Source organism: Pseudomonas sp. Eth.TT006, from assembly GCF_054456575.1.
Genome location: NZ_JBTJEN010000005.1, coordinates 89,931 through 101,510, shown reverse-complemented (window position 1 = coordinate 101,510; position 11,580 = coordinate 89,931). Strand labels below are relative to the sequence as shown.

12 protein-coding genes are annotated in these 11,580 nt (G+C 62.3%); 5 read left to right on the top strand and 7 right to left on the bottom strand.

The annotated features are described in order from the left end of the window. Positions 1-8: 8 nt before the first annotated feature. On the top strand, positions 9-1,619 hold the full coding sequence (locus ACXR0M_RS09970; protein WP_458831744.1) for an arylsulfatase: 1,611 nt from the start codon (positions 9-11) through the stop codon (positions 1,617-1,619). A gap of 129 nt (positions 1,620-1,748) precedes the next feature. On the opposite strand, the gene ACXR0M_RS09965 is transcribed toward ACXR0M_RS09970, so the two are convergent. Further along, positions 1,749-2,822, bottom strand: coding sequence for a fatty acid desaturase (locus tag ACXR0M_RS09965; RefSeq protein WP_458831743.1), 1,074 nt, complete (start codon positions 2,820-2,822; stop codon positions 1,749-1,751). A 100-nt stretch (positions 2,823-2,922) separates the two neighbouring features. Between ACXR0M_RS09965 and ACXR0M_RS09960 the strand changes: the two genes are divergently transcribed. Beyond that, the gene (locus tag ACXR0M_RS09960) at positions 2,923-3,927 is read left to right on the top strand and encodes an AraC family transcriptional regulator (RefSeq protein WP_458831742.1); all 1,005 of its coding nucleotides are present in this window, start codon (positions 2,923-2,925) and stop codon (positions 3,925-3,927) included. A 131-nt stretch (positions 3,928-4,058) separates the two neighbouring features. Here the strand turns inward: ACXR0M_RS09960 and ACXR0M_RS09955 are convergent, their stop codons facing one another. Next, positions 4,059-5,444, bottom strand: a complete 1,386-nt coding sequence (locus tag ACXR0M_RS09955; RefSeq protein ID WP_458831741.1) for a heavy metal sensor histidine kinase — start codon at positions 5,442-5,444, stop codon at positions 4,059-4,061. Continuing rightward, positions 5,434-6,114, bottom strand: a complete 681-nt coding sequence (locus ACXR0M_RS09950) for a heavy metal response regulator transcription factor (RefSeq protein ID WP_458831740.1) — start codon at positions 6,112-6,114, stop codon at positions 5,434-5,436. Before ACXR0M_RS09950 ends, ACXR0M_RS09955 begins: the two co-directional genes overlap by 11 nt. A 136-nt stretch (positions 6,115-6,250) precedes the next feature. Between ACXR0M_RS09950 and ACXR0M_RS09945 the strand changes: the two genes are divergently transcribed. Together ACXR0M_RS09945 and uraH are read left to right on the top strand one after the other, a co-directional pair. Next, complete coding sequence (locus tag ACXR0M_RS09945; RefSeq protein WP_458831739.1) at positions 6,251-6,736, top strand: GlcG/HbpS family heme-binding protein; 486 nt, start codon at positions 6,251-6,253, stop codon at positions 6,734-6,736. An 11-nt stretch (positions 6,737-6,747) separates the two neighbouring features. Then, complete coding sequence (gene uraH / locus ACXR0M_RS09940) at positions 6,748-7,158, top strand: hydroxyisourate hydrolase (protein ID WP_458831738.1); 411 nt, start codon at positions 6,748-6,750, stop codon at positions 7,156-7,158. Positions 7,159-7,281: 123 nt separating this feature from the next. Here the strand turns inward: uraH and ACXR0M_RS09935 are convergent, their stop codons facing one another. Beyond that, positions 7,282-7,959 (bottom strand): Crp/Fnr family transcriptional regulator, encoded by a 678-nt coding sequence (locus ACXR0M_RS09935; RefSeq protein ID WP_458831737.1) that lies wholly within the window; start codon positions 7,957-7,959, stop codon positions 7,282-7,284. Between the two features lie 82 nt (positions 7,960-8,041). On the opposite strand from ACXR0M_RS09935, the gene ACXR0M_RS09930 reads away from it, so the two are divergent. Beyond that, on the top strand, positions 8,042-8,569 hold the full coding sequence (locus tag ACXR0M_RS09930) for an Mpo1 family 2-hydroxy fatty acid dioxygenase (protein WP_458831736.1): 528 nt from the start codon (positions 8,042-8,044) through the stop codon (positions 8,567-8,569). 112 nt (positions 8,570-8,681) lie between these two features. Here the strand turns inward: ACXR0M_RS09930 and ACXR0M_RS09925 are convergent, their stop codons facing one another. The 3 genes from ACXR0M_RS09925 to cysT are packed head-to-tail and all read right to left on the bottom strand — an operon-like array spanning position 8,682 to position 11,379. After that, positions 8,682-9,671, bottom strand: a complete 990-nt coding sequence (locus tag ACXR0M_RS09925) for a sulfate/molybdate ABC transporter ATP-binding protein (RefSeq protein ID WP_458831735.1) — start codon at positions 9,669-9,671, stop codon at positions 8,682-8,684. A 3-nt stretch (positions 9,672-9,674) separates the two neighbouring features. Beyond that, positions 9,675-10,547 carry a sulfate ABC transporter permease subunit CysW gene (gene cysW, locus ACXR0M_RS09920; RefSeq protein WP_458831734.1) on the bottom strand — a complete coding sequence of 291 codons (873 nt, stop codon included), beginning with the start codon at positions 10,545-10,547 and terminating at the stop codon, positions 9,675-9,677. Positions 10,548-10,560: 13 nt separating this feature from the next. Next, complete coding sequence (gene cysT / locus ACXR0M_RS09915) at positions 10,561-11,379, bottom strand: sulfate ABC transporter permease subunit CysT (RefSeq protein ID WP_458831733.1); 819 nt, start codon at positions 11,377-11,379, stop codon at positions 10,561-10,563. Positions 11,380-11,580 lie beyond the last annotated feature (201 nt).

The window sequence follows — 11,580 nt, the reverse complement described above, 5'->3', positions numbered from 1 at the left end:
CTGTATCGATGCCGCAACGTCCCAACTTTCTGGTGATTCTGGCTGACGACCTGGGGTTCTCCGACCTCGGCGCCTTCGGCGGCGAAATCGCCACGCCGAACCTTGATGCCCTGGCCAACAACGGCTTGCGCCTGACCGATTTCCACACCGCACCGACCTGCTCGCCGACCCGTTCGATGCTGCTGACCGGCACCGATCACCACATCGCCGGCATCGGCACCATGGCCGAAGCCCTGACCCCGGAGCTGATCGGCAAACCGGGCTACGAAGGTTACTTGAACGACCGCGTCGTCGCCCTGCCCGAGCTGCTGCGCGAGGCCGGTTACCAGACCTTGATGAGCGGCAAATGGCATCTGGGCCTGAAGGCTGAACAGGCGCCTCACGCTCGCGGTTTCGAGCGTTCGTTCTCGCTGCTGCCGGGAGCGGCCAACCACTACGGATTCGAACCGACCTACGATGAGCACACCCCGGGCCTGCTGAAATCGACCCCGGCGCTGTACATCGAAGACGACACCTTCCTCGACGAGTTGCCCAAGGATTTCTATTCGTCCGATGCCTTCGGCGACAAGCTGCTGCAGTACCTCAAGGAGCGCGATCAGAGCCGGCCGTTCTTCGCCTATCTGCCCTTCTCCGCACCGCACTGGCCGCTGCAGGCGCCGGCTGACATCGTCGAAAAATACCGTGGCCGCTATGACGCCGGCCCGGAGGTGCTGCGTCTGGAACGCCTGGAAAAACTCAAGACCCTTGGGCTGATCGAAGCGGATGTCGAACCGCACCCGCTGATCCAGCTCAGCGCCCAGTGGGATGCGCTGAGCGAAGAACAGAAGCAGATTTCCGCGCGGGCGATGGAGGTCTACGCGGCGATGGTCGAGCGCATGGACTGGAACATCGGCCGGGTGGTCGATTACCTGCGCCAGCAGGGGCAGCTCGATAACACCTTCATCCTGTTCATGTCCGACAACGGTGCCGAGGGCGCGCTGCTCGAAGCCTTTCCCAAGTTCGGCCCGGAGTTGCTGACCTACCTGAACCAGCATTACGACAACAGCCTGGATAACATCGGCCGGGCCAACTCTTACGTGTGGTACGGGCCGAACTGGGCGCAGGTGGCGACCGCGCCGTCACGGCTGTTCAAGGCCTTCACCACCGAGGGCGGGATCCGTGTGCCGGCACTGCTGCACTACCCGCCATTGCCGATCAAAGGCCAGATCAGCCATGGCTTCGGCACGGTGATGGACATCACCCCGACCATTCTCGATCTGGCCGGCGTGCGACACCCGGGCAAGCAATGGCAGGGCAAACCGGTGGCGCCACTGCGGGGTAAATCGTGGCTGGGCTTCCTGTCCGGCGAGACACCGCAAGTGCATGACGAACACACCGTGACCGGTTGGGAATTGTTCGGGCGCCGGGCGATTCGCCAAGGGTCGTGGAAAGCGGTGTGGATCCCCGGGCCGGTCGGGCCAGCGACCTGGCAGCTGTATGACTTGAGCAGTGATCCGGGGGAGATTCATGATCTGGCAGCAAGTCAGCCGGACAAGCTCAGCAGCTTGATCGGGCATTGGCAGAAATATGTGGAGGAGACCGGGGTGATTCTCAGTGCTTCGCCGTTTCAGCCGGATTGAGGTTGTCTGAACCACCGCTATCGCTGGCAAGCCAGCTCCCACAAGGTGCAATGTCGTTCACACAGTCTTTGAACGACACAGAAACCTGTGGGAGCTGGCTTGCCAGCGATGAGGCCCTCAAAGCACCCGTCAAACCCGTGCAGCACACACCTCTTCCTGCACCACCTCATCCTTGCGCACAAACCGGTTCGCCCGCCCAAACGTCCCGAAATCATTGAACCGCACGCCCATCTCACGCATCACCTTGTGCGCCACCGGCACGGTCATCTGGCGAATGTAGAACGGCTCCTTGACCACAAAATGGTGAATCCCGTGGCTGCTGCCGAAGTTGAAGCAGAACGCCTGCAACGGCCACAACCACCACGGGTTCAGCACCTGGCATTGCTGCAGCACATTGCCCGGCTCGACGTCGCCGTAGTAGTGCATGTTCGAACTGATGAAGTGCAGGCAAAAGGTGCGCAGTACATTCGGACCGATGATCACCACCGCCGCGATGTCGATCACCTGCATCACCGACAGCGTGGTCGCCGACCATTCAATCGGCGACCCCAGCAGGTGGGCGACGCCATTCGCTGCGTGGAAGCCGAGAAACACATACCACGCGCCCCAATGCAGCAACGCCAACGGCGCGTAAACCTTGAAGACGCGTTTGAGGATGCTGATTTTGTGTGCCCAGGTTTTGGCCCGCAGCATGCGGATAAACGCCGACATCAGGTTGTCGCCGACCATCAGCAGCCGTGCAAAACCCCACGGCTCGCCATTGGTGATCGCGCGTTCTTCCATGTCGGTTTCGGTGCCGGAGACCTTGTGGTGATTGAGGTGCAGATGCCGCCGGACCCACGGGTTGATCGTGCTTGGCCGCGCCAGCCAGACCAGGCCCATCATCAGGTTGTGCGGCACGCGCTGTTTGCGGAAGTACATGCTGTGGATCAGGTCGTGTTCCAGTTCATGGGTCAACGAGGCGAAAAACGCGTTGAGCAGCAGGCAAACCCACCACGCCATATGACCCGTGATGTACAGCGCCGCCGAGCCGATCATCCCGATCAGGGCAAAAGCCAGAATGCCGGCACCCAGCGCATCCTGATGCTGCAGGATCGGGTAGCGCTCACGCAATTCGACGCCCTTGGCCAGCACCACTTGGCGAATATGCGCTGATCGCTGGGCTGCATTGTGTCGCTGGGGACTTGCAGAAGTACCGTCCATGCTTCCATCCTCTGGTTATCGATGTTCGCATCCTGCCCTGTGCCGTTGCCGAACATGCTAGCCGAGCACGCCAACCTGTTGACCGGAAGCGCCAATCAGCATGACGGAACCGACCTCCCTCGCCAGCTGGACCCGCGCCTTGCGCAAGCAACTCGATGCGCTGGGGCTGGACAGCATCGCCCTGTGCCAACAGGCCGGCCTCGACCCGCAATTGATGGACGACCCCAACGCGCGCTATCCGCTGTCCGGCACCACGCGCCTGTGGCAATTGGCGGTGCAGGCCAGCGGCGATCCGGCGATCGGCCTGCGGGTTTCGCGCTTCGTCAGCCCGACCACGTTTCACGCACTCGGTTATGCACTGGTGGCCAGCGGCAGCCTGCGCGAGGTGTTCGAGCGCATCGTGCGTTACCACCCGGTGGTCAGCGATGCGCTGGAGCTGGAATTGCAGCGCGCAGATGACCGCTATCAATTTCGTCTGAAGATTCCGCCAGACAATCCGTCGCCGGCCTTCGAAGCCATCGACGCCTTCGCCGCGATCTACGTACGCACCTGCCGCAATCGCCTCGGCCGCGACTACGCGCCGCTGGCGGTTTACCTGCGCCGTCCGGAGCCGGACGATGCGCACCAGTGGCACAAAGTCTTCCGCGCACCGCTGCACTTTTCCTCAGCAGAGGATCGCCTGGAGTTCGCCCTCGCCGACTTCGACAGCCACCTCGACGACGCCAACCCGGAACTGGCCGAACACAACGAAGCGGTGCTCAAGCGCACCCTCGCCCAGCTCAAACCGCTGACCTGGGAGCGCAAGGTGCGCGACGCCATCGAAGAACAATTGCCCGAAGGCGAACCCAGCGCCGAACGCATCGCCCAGGCCTTGCACCTGAGCCTGCGCAGCCTGCAACGCCACCTGGCGGATGAAGGCTGCCGCTTCGACACACTGCTCAACGAGAGCCGGGAAAATCTGGCACTGCTGCACCTGCGCGACCCGCAGTGTTCGTTGAGTGAGGTCAGTTATCTGCTGGGGTTTGCTGACACCAGCAGCTTCAGCCGGGCGTTCAAGCGCTGGACCGGGATGACGCCGGGGCAGTTTCGCGATCAGTTGCGTTGATTGATCCACAATGCAGGGTGAATCGACCGGCCTCTTCGCGGGCAAGCCCGCTCCCACAGGATCCGCGACGTATACAAATCTGTGTCACTCCTTGATCACTGTGGGAGCGGGCTTGCCCGCGAAGGCGTCAGTCAGAACACCTCGAAGCCCAACTCAAACACAGTGCCACTGACATCACTGCTCACCCGCACCCGCCCCCCATGCAACTGCATGATCGACTGCACAATCGCCAGCCCCAACCCACCGGAATCACCCGGCTCCGCCCGCGAAGGATCGACCCGGTAAAAGCGATCAAACAGTTTGCCCAGATGCTGCGGCGCGATGGCCGGGCCGTGGTTATGCACCTGCAACCAGCACATGCCGGGTTCATCACGCCGACGCAGGCTGATCAACGTTCCTGCATCCGCATGGCGCACCGCATTGGCCAACAGGTTGCCAAGCGCGCGCTGCAGCAGTTGTTGATCGGCGAACATTTCGCCGTGCAACTGGTTATCCAGGCGCAATTCGCGGTCATCGGCCAGCGCTTCGAAATAGTCGCAGAGCTCGCTGCCGACGCTGTGCAGATCCAGCTGTCGCCGGTCGAGCGCACGTTCCGCCTGTTCGGCGCGAGCGAGGAACATCAGGTTTTCCGCCATACGTTTGAGACGTTCGAATTCCTCCATGTTCGACGCCAGCAGCTCCTGATACTCGGCGGTGCTGCGTGGGTGATTCAGCGCCTGGCCGTTGCTCGCCAGCAAGGTGTGCAGCGGCGTGCGGATTTCGTGCGCGAGGTCGGCCGAAAACTGCGAGAGGCGCTGCACGCTGTCGTCCAGCCGCGCGAGCATGCCGTTGAGCGCCTGCACCGGTTCGAGCAGCTCTGCCGGCGTATGGGTGGTCGACAAACGCTGATCAAGGCTGCGCAGGTCGATCCCGCGCACCGCTTCGCTCAATTGCCGCAACGGTTGCAGACCGCGGCGCAGCAGGACCAGGCCCAATGCAAACGCTAGCAACGCGCCAAGCCCGACCGCCAGATACAGGCGCATGCGATAACTGCCGAGCATCTGCTCACGCTCAGTGAGTACCTTGCCGGCAATCACCGTCAGTGGTTCGCCGTTCGGCCCTTGGGCCTCGCCGGACAGCAGCGCCAGCTCGGCACCGTCCGGCGCCTGCCAGGTCAGCACGTCGTGGCGCTGCGGCATTTGCTCGCGGGGGATCGCCTTCAACGCAGGCCATTCGCGCTGCCGAGGATTGATGGCGATCACGCTGGAGCCGTCGGCACGCCGTACCAGCAGCAGGCAGTCGAGGTTACCGAGCATGTTCTGATACAGCCGTGGCCGCGCCTGCAAGGCGTCGAGGCTGTCGCTGTCGGCGAGCAACGCGCGCACTTGTTCGAGTCGACCGAGCAGCGCCAGGTCATCGCGATAAGCGATCTCCGAGGCGAGCGAGCGGTAAAGAAACACGCCAATCGCACTGAGTACCAAGGCGCAGACCACGGCGAAGGCCAGCGCCAGACGCCAGGCGATCGACCTAGCGCGCATCGTCGGGCGCTTCCAGCTGATAGCCGACGCCGCGCACGGTGTGGATCAGTTTCGGCATGAACGGGTCATCGACCTTGGCCCGCAAGCGGCGCACCGCGACTTCGACCATGTTGGTGTCGCTGTCGAAATTCAGGTTCCACACCTGCGAGGCGATCAGCGTGCGCGACAACACTTCGCCCTGACGACTGGCGAGCAATTGCAGCAGTGCAAATTCCTTGTTGGTCAGGGCGATGCGCTGGCCGCCGCGACTGACGCGACGGCGCAGCACGTCGATTTCCAGGTCAGCAATGCTGTAGGACTCGGCCTCGCGCAGCGGCCCGCGGCGCAGCAGCGTGCGCACTCGCGCGAGCAATTCGGCGAAGGCGAAGGGCTTGAGCAGGTAATCATCGGCGCCCAGTTCGAGGCCGCGAACGCGGTCTTCGATGGCGTCCTTGGCGGTCAGGAACAGCACCGGCGTGGCGCCGCGTTGGCGGATCAGTTGCAGCAATTGCCAGCCGTTGAGGCCCGGCAACATCACGTCGAGGATGATCAGGTCGTAGTCCTGCTGCTCGATGAAATAGCGCCCGTCGAGGCCATTGAGGGCCACGTCCACGACAAAACCCGATTCGCCCAGGCCTTTGGCCAGAAAGTTCGCGGTTTTGGCTTCATCTTCTACAACCAGCAAACGCATGGCACACCTCGATTGATCAGCTACACAGGCTAGGCGTCTTCGGCGCGGTTGCCCATTACAAACTTGTAATCCGATTGACGGGGTTCTGACGAAGACCGCCGGCTAAGGTGGCGGCCTTCGCTTTCGGAGCCTGTCCATGACCGTCAAATACCTTCTTGCCAGCCTGATGATCGGCCTCAGTGGCGCCGCGGTTGCCAGCCCTGAACTGCCACATCACGCCGACCTCGACCTGAACACCGCGCGGCTGCTGGCCGATACCGCCATGGCCAGCTGCAGCGGCACGGTGTCAGTGCTCGACCGAGGCGGCAACCTGTTGGTGACCCTGCGCGGCGATGGCATCGGCCCGCACAACACCGCCGCCAGCCAACGCAAGGCCTACACCGCGCTGTCGACGAAAACCGCGACCCGGCTGTTCGCCGAGCGCGCCCGCAGCAACCCGGACACCGCCAATCTCAACACCCTCGACGAACTGTTGCTGCTCGGCGGCGGGATTCCGTTGTTCGCCGGCAATGAACTGGTCGGCGCCATCGGCGTGGCCGGTTCCGGTGGCGGTGAACAAGACGAACGCTGCGCCATCAAGGCCGCTGAAAAGGCCGGCCTGACCCTCACCCGTTCCCAATAAGGAGACTGACCATGACCACCCTGCGCATGACCTTCGCCGCACTCGGCCTGAGCGCCGTTTCCAGCCTGGCACTGGCCGCCGGCAATCCACTGAGCGTGCACGTGCTCAATCTGGAAAACGGCCTGCCGTCGCCCGGGATCCACGTGACCCTGGAAAAACACGTCGGCCAGGAATGGCAGCCACTGGCCCAGGGCACTACCAACGAACAGGGACGCATCGCCGAACTGTTCCCGGCCAGACAGCCGTTCGAGGCCGGCGAATACCGCGTGGTGTTCAAGACCGGCGAATATTTCGAGAAGAGCAAACACGACACCTTCTTCCCGGAAATCCCGGTGATCTTCCAGGTCAAGCAGACCGACCAGCACTACCACATCCCGCTGCTGCTCAGCCCTTACGGCTTCTCGACCTATCGCGGTTCCTGAATTCAACACTGCCCCTGTGGGAGCGGGCTTGCTCGCGAAGACGGTGTATCAGTCAACAATCATGTTGAATGTTAAATCGCATTCGCGAGCAAGCTCGCTCCCACAGGGGATTTCAGGTGACCGTCAGATCGTGGCCAGGGCACGCAACCGCTCTGCATCAAGGATCTCGATCTCGCCATACCCCAGCCCGATAATCCCCTGCCCCTGCAAATCCTTGAGGATCTGATTGGTGGTCTGTCGCGACAGCGACAGCATCGCCGCCAGCTGCTCCTGCGGCAGTTGCAACACCCGGCGCGGCGGGTCGAGTTCGCCATAGCCTTCGGCGATCAGCAGCAGCCGATGGGCCAGACGTGCCGGGGCCGGCAGCAGGCTCAGCTGTTCGAGGTTGATGAAGGTCAGGCGCAGTTTCTGGCTCATCAGCAGCGCCAGATGTCGCCAGTACACCGGCTGTTCATCAAGCAGTTTGAGCAGGGCGTTCTGCGGGACATTCAGCAAGGTGCACGACCCGACGGCGTAGGCATCATGGGTACGTGGCTGGCCGTCGAACAGGCAGATCTCGCCAAACCAGTGCGGCGCTTCCACCAGGCTCAGCAACGCTTCCTTGCCCTGCTCGCTCACCGCGCCGATGCGGATCGCGCCATCGAGCACCGCGTACAACCCGCACGGCGCATCGCCCCGCTGAAACAGCCGCTGCCCCGCCGTCAGCCGCCGCTCGCGACCGGCCGCCAGCAGACTATTCTGAAAAGAGGTCGGCAGATGACTGAACCATTGCCCGGTCAGCAGCTGTGCACGCTTGTCCATGAACACTCCCAATTGTCGCCTGCCTGACAGAGCGAACGCCGAACCCGAGGCATGCTGCGCTCACCCTACAGGAGGAACAACAATGAAAAGCCTCGTCGAGCATTTGAGTCAATACGCCGCCTACCACCGTGATCCGCGCAACATCGCCAGCCACTTTATCGGTATTCCGCTGATCGTGGTGGCCGTGGCCGTGTTGTTGTCGCGGCCAGAATGGGTGCTGGGCGGTTTGTGGATTTCGCCGGCGGTGCTGCTGGCGCTAGCCTCGGCGTGGTTTTATCTGCGCCTGGAACTGAAGCTGGGGGTTCTGATGACGCTGCTGATGGCGCTGTCGGTCTGGGCCGGACATGCGCTGGCGCAGCAGAGCACCATGGTCTGGCTCGGCAGCGGGCTGGGGATGTTCGTAATCGGCTGGGTGATCCAGTTTGTCGGGCACCACTATGAAGGGCGCAAACCGGCGTTTGTCGATGACCTGAGCGGGCTGATTGTCGGACCGTTGTTTGTCGTGGCCGAGCTGGCGTTCATGCTCGGGCTGCGGCTGGAGTTGAAAGAGCAGATCGAGGCGCGGGCGGGGGTGGTGCGGGTCAATCCGCATCGTAAGGCGGCGGCTTAGGCCGCTTGAAGATCGCGGCCTTCGGCAGCTCCTACAGGGGGTTTGGTCGATCACAAATGTGTGACCAACTGAAACCCCTGTAGGAGCTGCCGCAGGCTGCGATCTTTTGCTTTTACAGATCGGCGACTTTCTGCCAAACCTTCGGCTTGAAGAACAACGTTTCACCCTTGGCCAGACCGATCAGGCTGTCATGGTCTTTCACCACTTCGGCCTCGATCAGATCCGTCTGCCCTTCCACCTTCAGCGTCACCCGCGTGGTCGCGCCCAACGGGCGAATATCGCGCACCTCAGCGGCGTGGTGATCTTCCAGCTCATGCCTGGACAACGACACTTCGTGCGGGCGGAACAACACGTGGTTGTCGTCGCTGAGCAGCAGGCGGTTCGAGTCGCCGAGGAAGTGATAGACGAAATCACTGGCCGGGTTCTCGTAGACGTCGCCCGGCGAGCCGATCTGCTCGATCACGCCCTTGTTCATCACCACGATGCGGTCGGCGACTTCCATCGCTTCTTCCTGGTCGTGGGTCACGAATACCGAGGTCAGGTTGATGTCTTCGTGCAGGCGTGCGAGCCAGCGGCGCAGCTCTTTGCGAACCTTGGCGTCGAGGGCACCGAATGGCTCGTCGAGCAACAGCACTTTTGGTTCCACCGCCAAGGCACGGGCCAGGGCGATACGCTGACGCTGACCGCCGGACAACTGCTCCGGATAACGATCCGACAGCCAGTCCAGTTGCACCATGTTCAGCAGTTCGTGAACCTTGGTTGCGATCTGGCTTTCGTTCGGGCGCTGGTTTTTCGGTTTCATGCGCAGGCCGAACGCGACGTTGTCGAACACCGTCATGTGGCGGAACAGCGCGTAGTGCTGGAACACGAAACCGACGTTGCGATCGCGCACGTCATGGCCGGAGACGTCTTCACCGTGAAAGACGATGTTGCCCTGATCCGGGGTTTCCAGGCCGGCAATAATCCGCAGCAGCGTGGTTTTGCCGCAGCCGGACGGGCCGAGCAGCGCCACCAGCTCACCGCTGTGGATGTCCAGGCTGATGTTGTCCAGCGCCTTGAACGCGTTGAAATTCTTGCTGACGTTACGCACTTCGATCGACATGAATTATTCCTCCGCGGCGCTGGCGCGCAGGCGGTTGATACGGTTTTCGCTCCACTGCTTGAGCAGCAGGATGAAGAGCGCCAGGATCAGCAACAGGCTCGCCACGGCGAACGCGGCCACGTGGTTGTATTCGTTGTAGAGGATCTCGACGTGCAGCGGCAAGGTGTTGGTCACCCCGCGAATGTGCCCGGAAACCACCGACACCGCACCGAACTCACCCATGGCCCGCGCGGTACACAGCACTACGCCGTAGATCAGGCCCCACTTGATGTTGGGCACGGTGACATGCCAGAACATCTGCCAGCCGTTGGCGCCGAGCAGCCGCGCGGCTTCCTCTTCCTGCGTGCCTTGCTCCTGCATCAGCGGAATCAGCTCACGGGCCACGAACGGCACGGTGACGAAGATCGTTGCCAGCACAATACCCGGCAAGGCAAAGACGATCTGGATGTCGTGATCCTGCAACCACGGCCCGAACAGGCCCTGGGCGCCGAACATCAGCACGTAGACCAGACCGGCGATCACTGGCGACACCGAGAACGGCAGGTCGATTAGCGTCACCAGCATGCTCTTGCCCCGGAACGAGTATTTGCTCACGCACCATGCGGCGCTGACGCCGAACACCAGGTTCAGCGGCACCGAAATCAGCACGGCGATCACCGTCAGTTTCAGTGCCGACAGCGCGTCCGGTTCAAAGATCGCAGTGAAGAACGCGCCGAGGCCGTTCTTCAGTCCCTGCGACACCACGATGAACAGCGGCAACAGCAGAAACAGAAAGAACACCAGCCAGCCAAGACCGATCAGGATTCGGCGCGAAGTGGCGCTGCCACGGCGCGCAGCGTTGGCCGAGGACGCGGCCGCAATAGACGATTGGGACATGGTTCGCGCCTCCTTATGGGGTTTCGATGCGCCGCTGCAGCAAGTTGATCAGCAGCAACAGGACGAAGGAAACCACCAGCATCAGCACGCCGATGGAGGTGGCGCCGGTGTAATCGTACTGGTCGAGCTTGACCATGATCAGCAGCGGCAGAATCTCGGTTTTCATCGGCATGTTGCCGGCAATGAAAATCACCGAACCGTACTCGCCAACCCCGCGAGCAAACGCCAGGGCAAAACCGGTCAGCCATGCTGGCAACAGTGCCGGCAGCAGAATATGGCGGAACACCTGCAGCGGTTTTGCACCGAGGCAGGCGGCGGCTTCTTCGACTTCACGGGGGATATCGGCCAGCACCGGCTGCACCGTGCGCACCACGAACGGCAGGGTCACGAAGGTCAGCGCAAGGGTGATGCCCAGCGGGGTGTAGGCGATCTTGAAACCGAGGTCGGCGGCGAACTGCCCGACCAGACCGGTCGGCGTGTACAGCGCAGTCAGGGCGATACCGGCCACCGCCGTGGGCAGGGCGAACGGCAGGTCGATCATCGCGTCGATCACCTTGCGCCCGGGGAAGGTGTAGCGCACCAGCACCCAGGCCAGCAGCGTACCGATGATGCCGTTGATGATCGCTGCACACAGCGCGGTGCCGAAGCTCAGCTTCAACGCGGCCAGCACCCGCGGAGCGGAAATGATCGTCCAGAACTGCTCCCAGGTAAGTTGGGCGGCGTGGACGAACATCGCCGCCAGCGGGATCAGCACAATCAGACTGAGGTACACCAAGGTGTAACCCAGCGTCAGCCCGAAGCCGGGTATGACGGGGGAGATACGACGCGACATAAAAGTCCCTGGTTAAAAACGCATCAATGTGGAAGCGAGCCTGTGGTGAGGGGATTTAGCGAAACGTCGCACCGCCCCGATGGGTTGCGCAGCAGCCCCGAAACCATCACATACGGTGTATCTGGTTTTCCGCATTTGCCGATTCTGGGGCTACTGCGTAGCCCATCGGGGATAAATCCCCTCGCCACAAGGGCTTGCTCC

Bases quoted from the DNA above. Each gene is read 5' to 3' on its own strand.
- ACXR0M_RS09970 (WP_458831744.1), top strand. From the start codon at position 9: ATGCCGCAACGTCCCAACTTTCTGGTGATTCTGGCTGACGACCTGGGG.
- ACXR0M_RS09965 (WP_458831743.1), bottom strand. From the start codon at position 2,822: ATGGACGGTACTTCTGCAAGTCCCCAGCGACACAATGCAGCCCAGCGA.
- ACXR0M_RS09960 (WP_458831742.1), top strand. From the start codon at position 2,923: ATGACGGAACCGACCTCCCTCGCCAGCTGGACCCGCGCCTTGCGCAAG.
- ACXR0M_RS09955 (WP_458831741.1), bottom strand. From the start codon at position 5,444: ATGCGCGCTAGGTCGATCGCCTGGCGTCTGGCGCTGGCCTTCGCCGTG.
- ACXR0M_RS09950 (WP_458831740.1), bottom strand. From the start codon at position 6,114: ATGCGTTTGCTGGTTGTAGAAGATGAAGCCAAAACCGCGAACTTTCTG.
- ACXR0M_RS09945 (WP_458831739.1), top strand. From the start codon at position 6,251: ATGACCGTCAAATACCTTCTTGCCAGCCTGATGATCGGCCTCAGTGGC.
- uraH (WP_458831738.1), top strand. From the start codon at position 6,748: ATGACCACCCTGCGCATGACCTTCGCCGCACTCGGCCTGAGCGCCGTT.
- ACXR0M_RS09935 (WP_458831737.1), bottom strand. From the start codon at position 7,959: ATGGACAAGCGTGCACAGCTGCTGACCGGGCAATGGTTCAGTCATCTG.
- ACXR0M_RS09930 (WP_458831736.1), top strand. From the start codon at position 8,042: ATGAAAAGCCTCGTCGAGCATTTGAGTCAATACGCCGCCTACCACCGT.
- ACXR0M_RS09925 (WP_458831735.1), bottom strand. From the start codon at position 9,671: ATGTCGATCGAAGTGCGTAACGTCAGCAAGAATTTCAACGCGTTCAAG.
- cysW (WP_458831734.1), bottom strand. From the start codon at position 10,547: ATGTCCCAATCGTCTATTGCGGCCGCGTCCTCGGCCAACGCTGCGCGC.
- cysT (WP_458831733.1), bottom strand. From the start codon at position 11,379: ATGTCGCGTCGTATCTCCCCCGTCATACCCGGCTTCGGGCTGACGCTG.